Origin of the sequence: Pseudomonas sp. OV546, from assembly GCF_900116845.1 — a bacterium.
GTDB lineage: Bacteria > Pseudomonadota > Gammaproteobacteria > Pseudomonadales > Pseudomonadaceae > Aquipseudomonas > Aquipseudomonas petroselini.
This window is the reverse complement of record NZ_FPCE01000003.1, coordinates 413,640-431,678: the sequence shown is the minus strand read 5'-3', so window position 1 is coordinate 431,678 and position 18,039 is coordinate 413,640. Positions and strand designations below refer to the sequence as shown.

Annotated in this window: 18 protein-coding genes; 12 read left to right on the top strand and 6 right to left on the bottom strand. The window is 61.1% G+C overall.

Annotated elements, in window-relative coordinates; genetic code table 11:
• Positions 1–406: 406 nt before the first annotated feature.
• The 7 genes from BM403_RS09980 (at position 407) to BM403_RS09955 (ending at position 6,799) form a co-directional block, all read left to right on the top strand.
• Positions 407–1,153 carry a LytR/AlgR family response regulator transcription factor gene (locus BM403_RS09980; protein WP_015886493.1) on the top strand — a complete coding sequence of 249 codons (747 nt, stop codon included), beginning with the start codon at positions 407–409 and terminating at the stop codon, positions 1,151–1,153.
• A 136-nt stretch (positions 1,154–1,289) separates the two neighbouring features.
• Positions 1,290–2,231: a hydroxymethylbilane synthase gene (gene hemC / locus BM403_RS09975; protein WP_093542635.1), complete on the top strand. Its 942-nt coding sequence runs from the start codon at positions 1,290–1,292 to the stop codon at positions 2,229–2,231.
• Positions 2,228–2,986: a uroporphyrinogen-III synthase gene (locus BM403_RS32145; RefSeq protein WP_015886491.1), complete on the top strand. Its 759-nt coding sequence runs from the start codon at positions 2,228–2,230 to the stop codon at positions 2,984–2,986. The genes hemC and BM403_RS32145 overlap by 4 nt, the downstream gene beginning before the upstream one ends.
• An 18-nt stretch (positions 2,987–3,004) precedes the next feature.
• Positions 3,005–4,117, top strand: a complete 1,113-nt coding sequence (locus BM403_RS32140; protein WP_256577150.1) for a uroporphyrinogen-III C-methyltransferase — start codon at positions 3,005–3,007, stop codon at positions 4,115–4,117.
• Between the two features lie 5 nt (positions 4,118–4,122).
• The gene (locus tag BM403_RS09965) at positions 4,123–5,364 is read left to right on the top strand and encodes a heme biosynthesis protein HemY (RefSeq protein WP_064053273.1); all 1,242 of its coding nucleotides are present in this window, start codon (positions 4,123–4,125) and stop codon (positions 5,362–5,364) included.
• Positions 5,365–5,609: 245 nt separating this feature from the next.
• Entirely contained in the window at positions 5,610–6,131 is a 522-nt protein-coding gene (locus BM403_RS09960; protein WP_093542633.1) for a disulfide bond formation protein B, read from the top strand.
• Positions 6,132–6,340: 209 nt separating this feature from the next.
• On the top strand, positions 6,341–6,799 hold the full coding sequence (locus BM403_RS09955; protein ID WP_028618432.1) for an Rsd/AlgQ family anti-sigma factor: 459 nt from the start codon (positions 6,341–6,343) through the stop codon (positions 6,797–6,799).
• 53 nt (positions 6,800–6,852) lie between these two features.
• On the opposite strand, the gene BM403_RS09950 is transcribed toward BM403_RS09955, so the two are convergent.
• Positions 6,853–7,530, bottom strand: a complete 678-nt coding sequence (locus tag BM403_RS09950; protein ID WP_015886486.1) for an FKBP-type peptidyl-prolyl cis-trans isomerase — start codon at positions 7,528–7,530, stop codon at positions 6,853–6,855.
• A 192-nt stretch (positions 7,531–7,722) separates the two neighbouring features.
• Here BM403_RS09950 and BM403_RS09945 point away from each other — a divergent pair, with 192 nt between their 5' ends.
• Positions 7,723–8,910 (top strand): AlgP family protein, encoded by a 1,188-nt coding sequence (locus BM403_RS09945; RefSeq protein WP_093542631.1) that lies wholly within the window; start codon positions 7,723–7,725, stop codon positions 8,908–8,910.
• On the opposite strand, the gene BM403_RS09940 is transcribed toward BM403_RS09945, so the two are convergent.
• The gene (locus tag BM403_RS09940; RefSeq protein ID WP_093542629.1) at positions 8,907–9,374 is read right to left on the bottom strand and encodes a TIGR02444 family protein; all 468 of its coding nucleotides are present in this window, start codon (positions 9,372–9,374) and stop codon (positions 8,907–8,909) included. The two genes, BM403_RS09945 and BM403_RS09940, sit on opposite strands and share 4 nt — an antisense overlap.
• A gap of 50 nt (positions 9,375–9,424) precedes the next feature.
• Between BM403_RS09940 and BM403_RS09935 the strand changes: the two genes are divergently transcribed.
• The 3 genes from BM403_RS09935 to BM403_RS09925 all read left to right on the top strand — a co-directional run bounded on the left by BM403_RS09935 (position 9,425) and on the right by BM403_RS09925 (position 12,626).
• Positions 9,425–11,335 (top strand): ATP-binding cassette domain-containing protein, encoded by a 1,911-nt coding sequence (locus BM403_RS09935; protein WP_015886483.1) that lies wholly within the window; start codon positions 9,425–9,427, stop codon positions 11,333–11,335.
• Positions 11,335–11,907: a mechanosensitive ion channel family protein gene (locus BM403_RS09930; protein ID WP_015886482.1), complete on the top strand. Its 573-nt coding sequence runs from the start codon at positions 11,335–11,337 to the stop codon at positions 11,905–11,907. The genes BM403_RS09935 and BM403_RS09930 overlap by 1 nt, the downstream gene beginning before the upstream one ends.
• A gap of 86 nt (positions 11,908–11,993) precedes the next feature.
• Positions 11,994–12,626 carry a LysE family transporter gene (locus tag BM403_RS09925; protein ID WP_015886481.1) on the top strand — a complete coding sequence of 211 codons (633 nt, stop codon included), beginning with the start codon at positions 11,994–11,996 and terminating at the stop codon, positions 12,624–12,626.
• 106 nt (positions 12,627–12,732) lie between these two features.
• Here the strand turns inward: BM403_RS09925 and BM403_RS09920 are convergent, their stop codons facing one another.
• From BM403_RS09920 to BM403_RS09905, 4 genes are read right to left on the bottom strand one after another with little or no spacing between them, the layout of a single operon-like run.
• Positions 12,733–13,473, bottom strand: a complete 741-nt coding sequence (locus BM403_RS09920; protein ID WP_093542627.1) for a penicillin-binding protein activator LpoB — start codon at positions 13,471–13,473, stop codon at positions 12,733–12,735.
• 3 nt (positions 13,474–13,476) lie between these two features.
• Complete coding sequence (lpoB, locus tag BM403_RS09915) at positions 13,477–14,064, bottom strand: penicillin-binding protein activator LpoB (RefSeq protein WP_015886479.1); 588 nt, start codon at positions 14,062–14,064, stop codon at positions 13,477–13,479.
• A gap of 35 nt (positions 14,065–14,099) precedes the next feature.
• Complete coding sequence (locus BM403_RS09910; protein WP_015886478.1) at positions 14,100–14,471, bottom strand: YcfL family putative periplasmic lipoprotein; 372 nt, start codon at positions 14,469–14,471, stop codon at positions 14,100–14,102.
• Positions 14,472–14,481: 10 nt separating this feature from the next.
• Positions 14,482–15,876, bottom strand: a complete 1,395-nt coding sequence (locus BM403_RS09905) for a COG3014 family protein (RefSeq protein WP_015886477.1) — start codon at positions 15,874–15,876, stop codon at positions 14,482–14,484.
• A gap of 267 nt (positions 15,877–16,143) precedes the next feature.
• Here BM403_RS09905 and BM403_RS09900 point away from each other — a divergent pair, with 267 nt between their 5' ends.
• The gene (locus BM403_RS09900) at positions 16,144–18,039 is read left to right on the top strand and encodes an FTR1 family protein (protein WP_093542625.1); all 1,896 of its coding nucleotides are present in this window, start codon (positions 16,144–16,146) and stop codon (positions 18,037–18,039) included.

Below are 18,039 nucleotides of genomic sequence, written 5' to 3'. Positions count from 1 at the left end.
TTTTATTTGCGCAATGGATGGCTAAGTGCCTTGCCGCCGACCGCGTCGAGGACGAGACTGGTGCAGAGGCTTATTGAAACGATATTTGACGATTGAGCAATGTCGTCGCAGCGAGCGTCTACAGTTGGACTGATAGTGTGTGAATGCACCAAAGTCCGGTGATGCGGTCAGAACCCGGACTATCCATTTGAAAGGGGGGATTCGGATTGTGTATCAGCAAACCCTACGACAATGCCCGAAGGCAGCAGGTCTTGGGCGCTATTGAACAGGTCCGGGTAAATATGGGTGCCACTCTCAGGGCACTTTTTGCCGCTCGCGCTAGTCTTAGCGTGGATCGCTGTGACGCAAGTCACCGCACCTGTCTACGCTATCCTTGTGCGAGACTCACGCAGGAATCCAGCGCAATATGAATGTCCTGATCGTTGATGACGAACCCCAAGCCCGCGAGCGACTGAGCCGTTTGGTCAGTGAACTCGAGGGTTATGCAGTACTAGAGCCGAGCGCCACCACGGGCGAAGAGGCGTTGACGCTGATCGACAGCCTCAAGCCGGATGTGGTGTTGCTCGATATCCGTATGCCAGGCCTTGATGGCCTGCAAGTTGCCGCCCGATTGAGCGAGCGAGAGTCACCACCCGCTGTGGTGTTCTGCGCAGCCGGTGAAGAGTTCTCTGCGGAGACGCTTGAAGCCAGTGGTGTCAGCTTCCTCACCAAACCGGTGGCGGGCGAAACCTTGCTCAAAGCCCTTAAAAAGGCCGAGCGCCCAACCCGCGTCCAGCTTGCTGCCCTGACTCAGCCTGCCGCCCAAAGTGGTAACGGGCCGCGCAGCCATATCAGCGCACGCACACGCAAAGGTATCGAGCTGATCCCCTTGGGCGAGGTGGTTTATTTTATTGCGGATCACAAGTACGTGACCTTGCGCCACCAAGGCGGTGAAGTCTTGCTCGATGAACCGCTCAAGGCCCTTGAGGATGAATTCGGCGACCGCTTCGTGCGTATCCACCGCAATGCGTTGGTGGCCCGCGAGCGAATCGAGCGCCTGCAACGTACGCCCCTGGGGCATTTTCAGTTGTTCCTCAAAGGGCTTAACGGCGATGCGTTGATCGTCAGCCGACGCCATGTCGCCGGCGTGCGCAAAATGATGCAGCAGCTTTAGGCCGAGGCGTGGCGAGGTCTGCATTCGTTATCCCGGTGCGACGTGGCCAGGGAGGCCGCGCACTTGCTGATACAAATCAAGGCATATTTGCCTGAGCTGTTATTATCTGCCGTATCTATTCAGTACGGATTGATCCATGTCCTCTCGCGAAATCCGCATCGCCACCCGTAAAAGCGCCCTGGCCTTGTGGCAGGCCGAATACGTCAAAGCACGCCTGGAGCAGGCCCACCCCGGCCTCAAGGTGTCCCTGGTGCCCATGGTCAGTCGCGGTGACAAACTGCTCGACTCGCCACTGTCGAAAATCGGCGGCAAGGGCCTGTTTGTCAAAGAGCTGGAAAGCGCGCTGCTGGAAAACGAAGCGGACATTGCCGTGCACTCGATGAAAGACGTGCCCATGGACTTCCCTGAAGGCTTGGGCCTGTTTTGCATCTGCGAGCGTGAAGACCCGCGTGATGCCTTCGTTTCCAATACTTACGCGTCCCTGGATGCGCTGCCTTTGGGCAGCATCGTCGGTACGTCGAGCCTGCGTCGCCAGGCACAGTTGCTGACCCGCCGCCCGGACCTGCAGATCCGCTTCCTGCGCGGCAACGTCAACACCCGCCTGGCGAAGCTGGATGCGGGTGAATATGACGCGATCATCCTCGCAGCGGCTGGCCTGATCCGTCTGGGTTTCGAAGACCGTATCACTTCGGCCATCAGCGTCGAGGACAGCCTGCCTGCCGGTGGGCAGGGCGCCGTCGGCATTGAATGCCGTACCGCCGACAGTGATATCCACGCCCTGCTCAAACCCCTGGATCACCACGACACTGAAGTGCGCGTCACGGCTGAGCGTGCCCTGAACAAGCACCTCAACGGTGGCTGCCAAGTGCCGATCGCCTGCTACGCCGTGCTCGAAGGTGAAAACCTGTGGTTGCGTGGCTTGGTCGGAGACCCGGAAGGCGGCAACCTGCTGACCGCCGAGGTCCGTGGTCCGCAGTGTGATGCTACGGCGTTGGGTATCCAGGTGGCGCAAGCGCTGCTGGATAAGGGCGCTGGTGCGATTCTGCAGAAAGTCTACGGCGAGGCCGGCCCGCAGTGACCGAATGGCGTGTGCTGCTGACGCGGCCTGCCGAGGAATCGATGGCCCTGGCGGCCTCGTTGTCCGAAGCCGGTATTTTCAGCAGCAGCTTGCCGTTGCTGGACATCGAGCCGCTCCCCGTCACACCTGAACAACAAGCCGTCTTCCGTGACCTGGGTCGCTACTGTGCCGTAATCGTTGTCAGCAAGCCGGCCGCGCGCCTTGCCGTGCAGCAGTTGGGTCAAGCCTGGCCGCATCTGCGATGGTTCAGTGTCGGTGCCGCCACCGCGCAGGTACTGGCCGAGCATGGCCTTAACGTTCAGTATCCCCCTACAGGCGATGACAGTGAGGCCCTGCTTCAATTGCCTGCTTTGCGCGAGGCTATCGCACCCCCACACGCCCGAGTCTTGATTCTGCGGGGTGAGGGTGGTCGGGAGCTGCTGGCGGAGCGTTTGCGCGAGCAAGGTGCTAGTGTCGACTATCTGGAGTTGTATCGCCGTTTGCTTCCGGCCTACGACGCCGGTGTACTGATGCAACGCATCCAGTTGGAACGCTTGAACGGCCTGGTGGTCAGCAGTGGACAGGGTTTTTTACACCTGCAAGCCCTGGCTGGCCCCGATTGGCCACAGGTGGCGCAGCTGCCGTTGTTCGTGCCTAGCCCGCGGGTCCAGGAGATGGCGCGGGCCGCTGGCGCAGAAAAAGTTGTGGATTGTCGCGGTGCGAGTGCCGCGGCTTTGTTAGTGGCGATACGGAGCTATACCGTTCCCACTCTCTGAAACGCAAAGGACGGATACGTGAGCGAAACAGCCTTGCCTAAAGATGAAACCCAACCCGCACTTGATGCGCCGGTTGCGTCACCGGTCACCGCGCCGCGCCGTGGTAATGGCCTGGCAATCGTCGCCCTGTTGCTCGGCGCCGCGGGTGTTGCCGCCGGTGGTTGGGGGATCTGGCAGGTCCGCGCCCTGCAGGCCAGCAGCCAGCAGCAGTTGGGCCAGGTGCAGACCCTCGATGACCAATCCCAGTCCCTCAAGCAAAGCCAGCAACAACTGGCTGCGCGGCTGGCGCAGTTGCCGGGTGCGGATGAGCTGGAAGAGCGCCGTCGCCTGGTCGCCCAGTTGCAGGGTGATCAGCAGCGTCTGAGCCAGCGCCTGGAGACGTTGCTCGGGTCCAGCCGCAAAGACTGGCGCTTGGCCGAGGCCGAGCACTTGATTCGTCTGGCGAGTCTGCGCCTGTCTGCCCTGCAGGACATCAACAGTGCCCAGGCGCTGGTCCAGGGGGCCGACGAGATTCTTCGCGAGCAAAGCGATCCGGGTTCCTATGCCGCCCGTGAGCAATTGGCCAAGAGCCTTGCCGCGCTGCGCAGCACCGAGCAGCCGGACCGCACCGGGCTGTACCTGCAATTGGCAGCCTTGCGTGACCAAGTCGTGCAACTGGCGGCCATTGCCCCCGAGTATCAACTGACCGATCCTGCTTCCGAGGGGCGACCGACTACCGATACGCAAAGCCGTTGGAGCCAATGGTGGGAGCAGATTTCCCGTTACTTCCGTATCGACTTCAACCCCGACGATAACATTCGCCCACTGCTGGCCGGCCAAGGCCTGAACCAAGTGCGCCTGGCCCTGAGCTTGGCCCTGGAGCAAGCCCAATGGGCGGCGCTCAATGGCGAGTCGGCCGTCTACAGCCGCTCGCTGGGCGAGGCGCGCAGTGTGTTGCAGGACAACTTCAACCAGGACAACCCGCAGAGCAAGGCGATGCTGGCGCGTATCGCCGAACTTGAGCCGAAGGCGGTATCGGTGGTGACGCCGGACCTGGCCGCGAGCCTGGCTGCCGTGCAGGCTTACCTTGAGCGTCGTCATCTGTCTGCCGACGAAGCCAAGGCGGCGGCGACGTCGGCGAAGCAGGAGTAGAGCCGATGAAGCGTTTCTATGTGATCCTCGTGCTGGCGATTGCAATCGCGCTGGCACTGGCTGTAGGCATTTCGAAACACACCGGCTACGTGCTGATTACCTACCCGCATGTGCTGCATTACGAGTCGAGCCTGTGGGCGACGCTGGTGGCGGTATTTGCCGTCGGTTTGGCGATCTACCTGATCCGGGTGCTGTTGAGCCTGATTACCACCTCCGGCGGCGTGGTCAACCCGTGGTCGCGGCGTAACCGCAGCCGTCGTGTACAGGTCGCCATCGAGCAAGGCCAGATGGACCTTGCCGAAGGCCGTTGGGCCAGTGCCGAGCGCCACCTGCACCGTGCCGCCGAGGCCGAGCGCCAGCCGCTGCTGTACTATCTCGGCGCGGCGCGTGCCGCAAATGAACAGGGGCGCTACGAAGAGTCCGACGGCTTGCTGGAGAGAGCGTTGGAACGTCAGCCTCAGGCCGAGTTGGCGGTTGCCTTGAGCCATGCGCAATTGCAACTGGACCGCGGTGATACGGACGGCGCACTGATCACCTTGCAGGCGATGCACGAGCGCCATCCTCATAACGCCCAGGTCCTGCGTCAATTGCAGCGCCTGCATCAGCAGCGCGGTGATTGGTCGTCGGTGATCCGCTTGCTGCCCGAACTGCGCAAGGACAAGGTGCTGCCCGCCAGCGAGCTGGCCGAGCTTGAGCGTCGCGCTTGGGGGGAGAACCTGAGTCTCGCAGCCCAGCGTGAAGAGCAGGGCGAAGCAGGCTTGCAGTCGCTTGAGCGGGCCTGGCAACAACTGACGTCCGCTCAGCGCCAAGAACCGCAACTGGTCTTGGCCTACGCCGAGCAACTGCGCCAGTTGGGCGCTGACACCCAGGCCGAAGAAGCGTTGCGTGGCGCGATCAAGCGCGGCTACGACAGCCACCTGATCCGACTGTACGGCCTGTTGCGCGGCAGTGATCCGGCCCGGCAGTTGAAGTTTGCCGAAGGTTGGCTCAAGGACCACCCCGGTGATGCCAGCCTGCTGCTGACGCTGGGTCGCCTGTGCCTGCAAAACAGTCTATGGGGCAAGGCGCGGGATTATCTGGAAAGCAGCCTCCAAGTGCAGCGCAATCCTGAGGCCTGTGCCGAGTTGGCGCGCTTGTTGGCTCAACTGGGTGACACCGAGCGCAGTAACCAGCTGTTCCAAGAGGGGCTGGGGCTGCTGGATAACCGATTGCTGGCGTCACCGCTGCCGGTTCCGGCGCGGGTCTGACGTAGGAAAGCGACGAGGGTTGGCTCAGCTATATCCAGCGGGTCACCCTTCGTTGCTTCGAAAACACTGCAAAAGACGGGTTTAGAGGGTTTGTGGGCAAGGTCCGACGCTCGATTGCGCAAGGTCTTTCATCTTCTGGCGGCAAGTCCTTAACCGCTCGCGGAATCGTCTGCTCTAGTACGTATTGAAAGGGGTAAGGCCTTTCCTCTACCGTAGCGACCTATCTTTCGCGATGCGGATAAAGCATGTCTTTGGCCCCTTCACGCTCCTTGTTTTTCTTTGCGTTCCTGGCGGGTACGCTGACATTGGGCGCGTCCTTTTACCTCGAGTTCGGTGCTTCGTTGCGTCCTTGCTTCCTATGCCAGATGCAGCGGGGGTTCCTGGCGGCTTTCACATTGAACAATCTGGCCGCCACCCTCCATAACCCCCAACGTAGCGTAATCTGCCGGTACGGGCTGGCGAGCATGAGCTTCGCGCTGCTCGGTGCCATTACCGCCGTGCGCCAGGTACTGCTACAAAATGCCGCGCCGGACCAGACGGCTGACTGCTGGCCCAGCCTGCACTACATGATCGAAAACCTGTCGTTTTGGCAGGCGCTGCAATTGACCGTCAAAGGCAGCGTTGACTGCATGGACATCAATTGGACGCTGTTTGACTTGAGCCTGCCGGAGTGGAGTCTGTTGTTCTTCCTGGGGATGTTGATCTTGGGCTTTATGCAGTTTTCACGGCTGTTTTTGAGCCAGCATTTGCGCCCGTTGGGGCGCTGAAAGGCAGTCGCAGTTTGTAGGGCGGGATTAAACACTTGTATGAACTTTCTCTCCTGCGTACCTTGAAGCCATAGTCATGCGGGCATAATCTGGCCCGCACGTGTTATTGAAACCGTTTGTCAGATGTGGCCTTGTCCGGCTGCCGCTTTATCCTTGAAGTGTTGCGCGGGCACCAGGCGGCAGCGCCCCTATAGGGAAGAGAGATCATCATGCTGGAAAGTTGTCAGAATGCTCAGGAACGCTGGGGTGGGGTGCACAAGCTGATCGACAGCTGGCTGAAGGCACGTCACGAACTGGTTCGGGCCTTTGATGCTCTCGGTGCCAAGCCCGAGGCACTGGCGCAGAACCGTGAACCGTTGCAGGATTTTTGCGGTGTGTTGGTGGACTACGTGTCAGCCGGCCATTTCGGCGTCTACGAACAGCTGACCAAGGAAGCGGAAGCCTTCGACGATCAGCGTGGCCTGGAATTAGCTGAGACCCTTTACCCGCGCATCGATGCCATTACCGAGAAGCTGCTGGCGTTCACCGACCTGTGTGATGCCGGGCAATGTGTTGCAGAGAAATTCAAAGAATTGGGCGCACTGCTTCACGAGCGTTTCGAATTGGAAGACTGCCTGATCGAAGTGCTGCACAACGCCCATAAGGAAGAGCCTGCCACTCAGGCCTGACCCTCGATAGCCATACAAAAAACGGTGCGCATGGCGCACCGTTTTTTATTGGCTCAGTGTCGGGTACCGAGCAATTCGATCTCGAACACCAGGGGTGTATAAGGCGGGATCAATTCACCTGCACCGTCGGCGCCATACGCCTGGGCTGATGGGATCACCAGGCGCCATTTTGCCCCCACTGGCATCTGCTGCAACGCAGTGCTCCAGCCGCTGATCACACTATCAAGACGAAACCACTGAGGTTGGGTGCTCTGGTCGAACACCGTTCCATCGGGTAACCGCCCCACGTATTTCACTTGAACTTGATCGCTGGCCGTTGGCTTGTCGCCAGTGCCGGGAGTGAGTTCGGTGAGCAGGATTCCATTCGCCAATTCGCGCACGCCTTTTGCGGCTTTCTCTTTGCTCAGGAATTGTTGTTCGGCAGCCAGGGCTTTTTCGCTTTGAGGTGCCTGCGTATCTGCTTCATTCTGTGCTTCGTGCTGGGCCAGAATCTGTTCGATGCGCGCGTTATCCAGCGCCAGCGGCTTGCCTTGATAGGCTTGCTTTAGGCCGTCGATCAACGCCTGGATCTGCAGGTCAGGGACCTCCTGGCGCAGGCGTTCACCGAGGCTTGCGCCCAGGCTGTAGGCGAGGTCATGCTGATTTTGTTCAGTGGTTTTGGACGGTGATTGCTCGCTCGCATTGGCCACCGAAATCGCCAGGCCAAGCACAAGAAAAAGGTAACGCGACATGGGTGGTCTCCCGCCGAAAGTGCGACGGATTATGCCAGTGTAAAAGGGTAAAAAGTGCCGTGTGCTTTCGTTATAACGATAAGAATTTTCGTACGGTGCAACGCAAGGCAAACGATACTGTCAACATGCCCTAGCGGCGGTAAGAGCAGAGGGCTAGTATGAGCCGCACCCACGTCAGCCAGGAGGTAAACCATGTCGGCCAAACAGAAGCCTGTTAATACCCCGTTGCATTTACTCCAACAACTTTCGGGCAGCTTGCTCGAACATCTGGAAAGCGCCTGTTCCCAAGCGTTGGCCGATGCAGAAAAACTGCTCGCCAAGCTGGAAAAACAGCGCGGTAAAGCGCAAGAAAAGCTGCACAAATCCCGCACCAAATTGCAAGACGCCGCTACTGCCGGCAAGGCCAAGGCCCAAGCCAAAGCCAAGGACGCAGTCAAAGAACTTGAGGACCTGCTGGACGCCCTCAAGGATCGCCAAGCTGAAACCCGCGCCTACATTTCCCAACTCAAAAAAGATGCTCAGGAAAGCCTGAAACTGGCCCAGGGCGTTGGTCGTGTGAAGGAAGCTGTGGCTAAGGTGCTGGGCGCTCGTACCCCTGCAAAAGCTGTTGCAGCAAGCACGGCGAAAAAGCCAGCGAGCAAAGCTGTTGCTGCTAAGGCACCTGCTAAAGCCGCAGCAAAACCCGCTGCCAAAACCGCTGCTGCGAAACCAGCTGCCAAGCCAGCTGCTAAAACCGCTGCTGCAAAACCAGCCGCCAAGCCAGTTGCCAAAACCGCTGCCGCAAAACCAGCCGCCAAGCCAGTTGCTAAAACCGCCGCTGCGAAACCAGCTGCCAAGCCAGCCGCTAAAACCGCTGCTGCGAAACCAGCTGCCAAGCCAGCTGCTAAAACGGCTGTTGCAAAACCAGCCGCCAAGCCAGTTGCTAAAACGGCTGCTGCAAAACCAGCCGCCAAGCCAGCCGCTAAAACCGCTGCTGCGAAACCAGCTGCCAAGCCAGCCGCTAAAACCGCTGCTGCGAAACCAGCTGCCAAGCCAGCCGCTAAAACCGCTGCTGCGAAACCAGCTGCCAAGCCAGCTGCTAAAACGGCTGTTGCAAAACCAGCCGCCAAGCCAGCCGCTAAAACGGCTGCTGCGAAACCAGCTGCCAAGCCAGTGGCTAAACCGGCTGCTGCAAAACCAGCCGCTAAGCCAGCTGCCAAACCTGCTGCTGCAAAGCCAGCCGCCAAGCCAGCCGTTGCCAAACCCGCTGCCGCAAAACCCGCACCGGCCAAGCCAGCAACACCTGCTGCCGCCCCGACAGCGTCCACCGCTCCAACTGCACCGGCCAGCAACACGTCTGCACCGGTAGCGCCAAGCACCACCCCAACCAGCGCTTCCTAAGCGCTGGTGGCCACGACGCGCAGCCGCTGCAGCGCGTCGTGGTCAAGGTTGGCGGCATCCTCAGCCGCCAGTCCTTCCAGCCACAGTTGCTGATTCATCGTTTCGCCAGTCGGCCACGTTTGTGCCAACGCTTCCAGTCGCATCAACAGCTGCCGTTCGGCGTCCAGCTCCAGAGCCTTGACTCGCTCGCGTAACCCCGCTAAATCCTCATCCTGCTGCGCCATGGCGCGCCATTGCATGCGTACGCGTCGTAGCGGCTCGATCACCTGTGCCTGCCAGGGCCTGGCGATTTGTTTCAGCGCCTGCATGCGCTCGGCGGTCACTGTCACAGCGCGCTGCTCCAGCCACGCGCCACACAGCAACAGGCACACATCCGCCCCTTGCTCCTGCAAGCGCAGGCAAGCGACTTCGACGTCCGGGCGGGCGTAAGTCGAGAGGGCAAAGCTCCACAGGTCAGCGTACATATTCACACCCAAGCCAGCGGCCAACGAAGCTGGTAGACTCCGCCGCCATTATGATCCGACTTCAAAGCCTAACATTACAGCGTGGCCCGCAACGTCTTCTCGAAGACGCCGAGCTGACCCTGCACGCCGGTCACAAAGCCGGCCTGATCGGTGCCAACGGTGCCGGCAAATCCACGTTGTTCGCCCTGTTGCTGGGTGAGCTGACCCCGGACTCCGGGGACTGCTTGCTGCCGGCCGACTGGCGTATCGCCCATATGCGCCAGGAGATCGACACCCTGGACCGCATCGCGATCGACTACGTGCTCGATGGCGACCTGCGCCTGCGCCAGGTGCAACACGACCTGGCCGAGGCCGAGAAAGCCCAGGATGGCGCCGCTCAGGCCCGCCTGCACTCGGAACTCGACAGCGCCGACGGCTACACCGCCGACGCCCGCGCCCGCAAGATGCTCGCCGGCCTTGGCTTTACCAACGAACAGATGGACCGCCCGGTCGCCGACTTCTCCGGCGGCTGGCGCATGCGCCTGAACCTGGCGCAGGCGCTGATGTGCCCCTCGGACCTGTTGCTGCTCGACGAACCGACCAACCACTTGGACCTCGATGCGATCCTGTGGCTGGAAGACTTCCTCAAGAACTATCAGGGCACCTTGCTGCTGATTTCCCACGACCGGGACTTCCTCGACGCCGTGGTCGACAACATCGCCCACGTCGAACAGAAGAAAATCACGCTCTACCGGGGCGGCTACACCGCATTCGAACGCGCTCGCGCCGAACGCCTGGCCCAGCAGCAACAGGCCTTTGAAAAGCAGCAGGCGCAGCGTGCGCACATGGAAAGCTATATCGCCCGCTTCAAGGCCCAGGCCACCAAGGCCCGCCAGGCCCAGAGCCGGATCAAGGCCCTGGAACGCATGGAAGAGCTGTCGGCGGCCCACGTCGATTCGCCGTTCGACTTTGTGTTCCGCGAGTCGGCGAAGATCTCCAGCCCTCTGCTGGACTTGTCAGATGCCCGCTTGGGGTACGGCGACAAAACCATCCTGGAAAAAGTGAAGCTGCAGCTCACGCCAGGTGCGCGCATCGGTTTGCTCGGCCCTAACGGTGCGGGCAAGTCGACGCTGATCAAGAACCTGTCGGGCGAGCTTTCGCCCCTGGCCGGGCGCTTGACCCGTGGCGAGAACACGGTGGTGGGCTACTTCGCCCAGCACCAGTTGGACTCCCTCGACGCCAAGGCCAGCCCGTTGCTGCACTTGCAGCGCCTGGCGCCGACCGAGCGCGAGCAAACCCTGCGCGACTTCCTCGGTGGTTTCGACTTCCGTGGCGCGCGCATCGATGAGCCGGTGCTGAATTTCTCCGGCGGCGAAAAAGCCCGCCTGGCCCTGGCGTTGATCGCCTGGGACCGCCCGAACCTGCTGCTGCTCGACGAACCGACCAACCACCTGGACCTGGAAATGCGCCTGGCGCTGACCATGGCCCTGCAAGAGTTCAGTGGTGCGGTACTGGTGGTGTCTCACGATCGCCACTTGCTCAAGAGCACCACGGATAACTTCCTGCTGGTGGCGGACGGTAAGGTCGAAGAATTCGACGGCGACCTGGATGACTACGCACGCTGGCTGACGGATTACCGCCTGCGCAATGCGCCGGTCAGCAATACCCCGGTCAACCCCGACAAGACTGACAAGAAAGCCCAGCGTCAGGCTGCCGCTGCGTTGCGCCAACAATTGGCGCCGCACAAGCGTGAAGCCGACAAGCTGGAGGCCGAGTTGGGCAAGGTGCACGAGCGCCTGGCCAAAATCGAAACCAGCCTGGGCGACAGCGCCGTCTACGAAGCCGCCCGTAAGGACGAGTTGCGCGACCTGCTGGCTGAACAGGCCAAGCTCAAGGTCCGCGAAGGGCAATTGGAAGAGACTTGGATGGAAGCCCTCGAAGTGCTGGAAACCCTGCAAGCGGAGCTGGAGGCGCTGTCCTGATGGAAGCGTTGCAACTGCCACTGCCGGCGCAATGGATCGAACCCGTGTGGATCGGCGTGCAAATCCTGCTGATTCTGCTGGCCGGCTACCTCGCCCAGCGTTTTGTTGCCAAAGGCCTGACGCGCCTCGGTGAGCGTTACCCGTTCCCACCGCAATTGTTGATGCCGCTGCGCGGTGGTTTGCGCTGGCTGATCATGGGCAGTGCGCTGATCTTTGTGCTGGGTCGCCTGGGTGTGTCTGCAACGGTGTTGTGGACGGCGCTGTCGGGGTTTGTCGCGGTGGCGGCGGTGGCGTTCTTCGCCATGTGGTCGGTGCTCTCCAACCTGCTGTGCGCCATTCTGATCTTCACCGTCGGGCCGTTTCGCCTGGGTGACATCGTCGAGTTGGTGGACACCGTCGACAAACCGGGTGTGAAAGGCCGCGTCGTGGCGATCAACCTGCTCTACACCACGCTGGTCGAAGTAGCGGAAGCCGGTACCGACAGCGCGATGGTGCAAGTACCCAACAGCCTGTTCTTCCAACGCTCGGTGCGACGTTGGCCAGGTACCCATGTGTTTCCGGGCGACCGCTAGCAGTCATCCTGTAAAAATCTATAGCCATTCTTTGGTCGGCGGAGTTAGCTTAAGGCACAACAGCAAACTCCCTCCTGAGGTGTGTAATGGCACTCGATACGTGGCTGGCCTTTTTCCTGGCCAGTTGGATCATCTCCCTTTCCCCTGGCGCCGGCGCCATCGCCTCGATGTCCAGCGGCCTGCAATACGGTTTCCTGCGCGGTTACTGGAACGCCATTGGCCTCCAACTGGGGCTGGCGATGCAGATTGCCGTCGTTGCTTGCGGCCTGGGTGCCATTCTGGCGACGTCGTCCACGGCCTTCTATGTGATCAAATGGTTTGGCGTGGCGTACTTGGTGTACCTGGCCATCAAGCAGTGGCGCGCCTTGCCCATGGACATGACCGATGACGCGGCCGTGCGCCCGATCGGCAAGCCGATGGCGATGATGTTCCGGGGCTTTCTGGTCAATGCCAGCAACCCCAAAGCCTTGGTATTCATGTTGGCGGTGCTGCCGCAGTTCGTGAACCCGCAGGCGCCGCTGCTGATCCAGTACCTGATCCTGGGCGCGACGATGATCTGCGTCGACATGGTCGTGATGGCAGGCTATACGGGGCTGGCGTCGAAGGTGTTGCGCTTGTTGCGTACGCCTAAGCAGCAGAAGCGTATGAACCGCACGTTTGCCGGGTTGTTTGTGGGCGCTGCGGGTTTCCTGGCCAGCTTGCATCGCGCAACGGCGTAAACCGCACGCCAACTGAAGACACCGAATCAAAAATGTGGGCGCGGGCAAGTCGAATCGTCGCACCGCCGCTCCCACATTGGTTTTGTGTTGGCAGTGAGTTCTAGGCTCAGCGCAAAATCTTCGGTGCTTCATCCCTTGGCAGGTTGTTGCGTAGCGGTGGCTGGCCGGGGTCTTGATACCCACCACCCAACTGTTCCGCCAACTGCCGGGCCACATCTTCACCCAAGGCTTTCGACACTTCCTTCACCACGCGCGGCCGGTTCAGGCTCACGCGTACGTCACGGCTGTTCACCAGCTTGGTGTCCTGGCCTTCACCCATGGCGGTAAACGCCGAGGTGATCTCGTAGGTGCGCGTATTGATCAGGCTGAAATCCGCCACCAGCGTCAGGCCCAGCACCGCCGAGTAGCTGTTGGTGTGGTCCAGGGCGTTGATGTCCTGGGTGAAGTCGATGTCTGACAGTGTGCCGAACAGCACATAGTCGGCGCCCTTGAAATTACCGGCCTTGATGCGTTTGATCACGTCGTAGACGTCACCCTTGGCATCGGCGGTGTAGGGCGTGCCCTGCACCAGTTGGAACTGCCGGGACTTGAGGATCTCGCCCTTGATATCACCGCTGAATTTACGCAGCTCGGTCTGTTCGATGTAGCTGGTACGGCTTTCGTACTCGCTGTAGTTCGACGCCCCACTGGCGTGGTAAGCGCTGGCCTGGAAGTTGTTGCTCGCCGAAACCTGGTGGATGTATTCCTCGACCCGCGCCTCGTAGGCCAGGTCGGTCACCGCGATCTTCGGGGCGGCCGAGGCGCCTAAGGCACACAGCAGGCTGATCATGCCGATCCATGCACGCATTGCTTAGCGCTCCGTGGTTTTGCGGATTTCTTTTTCGTCCATCCATTCGGCCAGGCCGCTCTCGACGTCGATCAGCTGCAGGCTGAATTTGTAGAACACGTCCTTGTAGTCCGAGCTGCGCTTGACGATGGAGCTGATGGAGCCTTCCAGGCGGTACTTTGCGGCGACCATATTGCCGGTCTTGCTGACGGTGGACTTCTTGTACAGGCCGCTCTGGTTCTGCAGCTTGAGCTGGTCGACCTGGCTCTGCATGTCGGTGTTGTCGCTGGCAAAGCGTGCGGTGCCGGTCTTCATCAGTTGGGTCTTGATCGACGTGGTGATTTCACGGGTGTCGATGTACTCACTGGTCTTGTTCTTCACGTCGTATACCTGCACCACCGGACGGCCTTGCAGGATGCCGGACTGAGCCAGGGAGCGGGTCATGCTTTCGGCGATCATCTGCAGGTCGGTGGAACCGAACTCATTGGTCACCAGTTCCACTGCCTTGGTATCGCCGTAGCTGATGTTTTTACCGCCCAGTACCGGGGAGGTGTTGGCGCAGCCGCTGGCCAGGACGGCGACGACGGCAAGGATCGAGAAGCGTGCAAACATTGGGAAATCTCTCAGCAGCAAAAAGGATGGACGGCTCAAGGGGTTTTCACTTCAAGACGGAAGTCCGCCGCCTGCGGCACATTGGCAATCGCAGGCAGGAAGGTCGCCTGGTTGGCGTACAGGTTCAGCACTTTCCAGGTTTCTTCATCGCCCACCGGGAAGCCGTCGGCACCCAGCCAGGCAAAGCGGTAATACATCATCTGGTTGCTGCTGGTGATGTTGCTCAACTGCACCTTGGCGGTGAGGAAGCCGTTCTCGCGGGCCACACGAATGGCACCGACCGCGATGCCCTTGAACTTGCCCATCACCACGATTTTGCTCGCGGCGCTGCCAGGCTCCGGCGGCGGCGGGGTGGCACAGCCGGCCAGCAGGACCAGCGCCAGGGCGCCGAGGATGAAGTGACGCATAACGTGCTCCTTAAGGTTGTTTGAGGGCGATGGCCTGGTTGGCGGTGTTCGGCTCCACGTGGGCGGCCAGGCCGCCGGCGAATACCTGGTTGCCGACCACGCGCAGGGTGATGACCTGATAACGCTGATCGGCCTTGACCGTCACCCGCGTGCCGCCCAGGGCGTTGGGCAGGCTGACCTGATGCTCGCCATGCTTGAGGCGCAGGCGGGTCACCTGGGTGAGGTCCGGCAGGGTACGCCACGTGCGGGTGTCGGCGCCTTCAGTGACGGCCGAAGCGATACCCAGCACCAGGCCCGCCATGGGGTTGGTCTTGTTCAGGTTGTTTTGCGCCACGCCACGGGTGACCGCACGCACGGTGGTGCGCAGGATGATCCCCGGCATGTCATCGCGCAGGGCGCGGCGGGACATGGCCGTGGTGCTGTTGAGTGCAGTGAGGTTCTGTTGCTGGCCGTCGACGCCAATCTGCGCGAAGGTTGCGGTGGACGTATCAGCCTTGATCACCGGGAACGACAGCGGGGTGATCACCAGGTTGCCATTGATCGGGATCGGCAGCGGCAGGCGAATAGAGTCGCGGGCTGGTGCCAGGCCGCTCTGTACCACGATCAGCACGTCGGTTTCATCGGCGCCGACCTTGGATTTGTCCAGGTCCAGCAGGGCCTTTTCCAATAATGGCGTGTTGGGGCGCAGTTCAACGGCCTTGCGATAGCCGGGTGCCGCCAGGTCTTTTTCGCCGAGGGCTTCGTAGACAAAGCCAGCCAGGTAATGGCTGAACGCACTCTGGTAGCTGTTTTTCAGGCCGACCACTTCCGGCGCGTCCAGGGTTTCCACCGGGTAGCCGCGCAGGTCTTTCATCTGGGTGGTCACGCCTTCGCGCTGGGCTTCGTCCTCGCGCTTGAGGTATTCCTTGTCCCGCAGGTCGGCGATCACGGCTTCACGTTCATGGGTTTTCTTGATTTCGGTGCGTGCGCCGTCGAAGTCGTTCAGGGCCAACAGGTTCAGGGCCATCTGCGTGGTCAGCATGACCTTTTCGTAGTCATAGCCTTCGTAGCGACGCACCTTGTCATTGGCCAGGAAGCTGCCAAATTGGGCGAGGTACCTGGCGCTGTCGAACTTGACCGACTCTTCCCACTTGTAGACTTGCAGGTCGGCGCTGCGCCAGGCGGTCTGGCTGCCGGTCAAGTCACCCTTGGCACGGAGCAGCTCGCCCTTTTCGAAGAAATAGAGCAGGTCCTTGTCGTCGCCGGTGTTGTTCTTTTCCAGCAGGGTCAGGGCGGCGTCGACATTGCCGGTGGCCAATTGCTGATTGGTGGCTTGCAGCTCGGTATCGTAGCTGCGGAACATCGAGCAGCCGGACAACAAGGTCACCGCCGCGAGCGCGAGCGAGGGTAAGGCGCGAAATGCCATGCAGACTTCTTCCCTGAAAGTATCAACCGATGTGGTCATTCCTCATAAAAACGAGGAATGAAATTCCCTTTCGCACTAACAGGGCGCGGCATTATAAGCACCATTACTGGCAAAACAATGGCTTTTTGCCCCGGCGAAGTCGCCAAACGCCACTAGTCCGCTTCTAAAAATGCCCCGCCCCCACCAACACCCAATCACTTACGCCTTGAGTCAAACCCATTAAGGCTCAACAATGTGTTACTTCGTATTTCCCTTTGAGATTCGTTCATGACTGCCCCCTTCCGTTTTCTCGCCTGGCTGATGTTGCCGGCGTTGATGTCGTGCAGCTTCAACCTGATGGCCGCGACTGCCGAGGGCGCCCCACAAGCCCTGCATTTGCTGGACTACATAGGCGCTGACTATCCTCCGACGGTGGAGGCGGGCAAGGTTATCGATGAATCCGAATACCGCGAACAACTGGAGTTTCTCGGCGTGTTGCAGGGCCTGGTGGCCGAACTGCCACAACGCCCGGAGCGCGCGGCGTTGGTCAAGGGCGTCGACGAACTGTTAGCGGCTGTAACTGCCCATCAAGACGGCGCGACAGTCGCTCGCCAAGCCCGTCAATTGGGCGCCCAGTTGGCCGTGGCCTATGAAGTCAGCCAGGCCCCGGCGATCACCCCTGATCCCACGCGCGGTGCGCCGCTCTACGCCCAGCATTGTTCGGTATGCCACGGCACTTCTGGCGCCGGTGACGGCCCAGCCAGCGTGGGCATGACGCCGCCGCCCGCCAACCTGCGGGACGCCGTACGCCTGGACCGCTTGAGCCTTTACGCGATCTACAACACCCTTGGCCTGGGCGTCGAAGGCACTGACATGCCGTCCTTCGCCGACCAACTGGACGACCGCCAGCGCTGGGACCTGGCCACCTACATCGCCGGCTTCACCGCCGACCTGGCCGCTGCGAAAAGCGAGCAACCGTTCAACCTCGCCGACCTGGCCCGCCAGACCCCCAATGAAGTGCTGGCCGCCAGCGGTCCCGCGGCTGCCGCGACGTTCCGCGCCCAGCGTGCGCAACCGCCGCAGGTCAAGCGTGGCCCGGCGCAGTTGCTGGACTACACCGCCAGCACGCTGGACAAGAGCCTGGCGGCGTTCCAAAAGGGTGACCACGAACAGGCTTACGACCTGTCGGTGGCCGCGTATCTGGAAGGTTTCGAGCTGGTAGAAAGCTCGCTGGATAACGTTGACGCCAACGTGCGCAAGGACACCGAGAAGGCGCTGATGGCCTACCGGCAGTCGTTGCAGGACGGTTTGCCGGTCGAGCAGGTGCAACAACGCTTGGACGTGGCCAAGGGCAAGCTCACCGAGTCTGCCGGCTTGCTGGGCAGTGATGGCCTGAGTTGGTCGTTGAGCTACATCTCCGGCTTGCTGATCCTGTTGCGCGAAGGCCTGGAAGCGATCCTGGTGCTGGCCGCGATCCTTGCGTTCCTGCGCAACACCGGCCAGCAGTCGGCGGTGCGCAGCGTCAACGTCGGTTGGGGCCTGGCGCTGTTGGCGGGTCTGGCGACCTGGGCGTTGGCGGCGTATGTGATTGACGTGAGCGGCGCCCAGCGCGAATTGCTTGAAGGCTGCACGGCCCTGTTCGCCAGTGTGATGGTGCTGTGGCTCGGCGTGTGGATGCACGATCGCCGCCACGCCGCCGCTTGGCAGGACTACATCAAGAGCAGCCTGGTGGGCGGCGGCGGGCGGTTCGGCTTTGCGATGCTGGCGTTCTTCTCGGTGTACCGCGAGTTGTTCGAAGTGATCCTGTTCTACGAAACCCTGTGGCTGCAAGCTGGCCCGGCCGGGCACAACGCGGTGTTGGCCGGTGGCGCCACGGCGCTGGTGCTGCTGGTGGGCCTGGCGTGGGTGATCCTGCGCGGTTCGGCGAAGCTGCCGCTGGCGTTGTTCTTCGGGATCAACGCGGCATTGTTGTGTGCACTGTCGGTGGTGTTTGCCGGGCATGGCGTGAAGGCGTTGCAGGAGGCCGGCATTTTTGGCACGCGGCCGGTCGCCTTCTTTGACTTCGACTGGCTGGGCATCCACGCCGATGCGTACTCGCTGAGTGCGCAGGCCGTGGCGATCCTGGCGATTGTGGTGCTGTATGGTCGCAGCCGTTTGGCCGAGAAGCGCCGGGTGGTGGCTTAA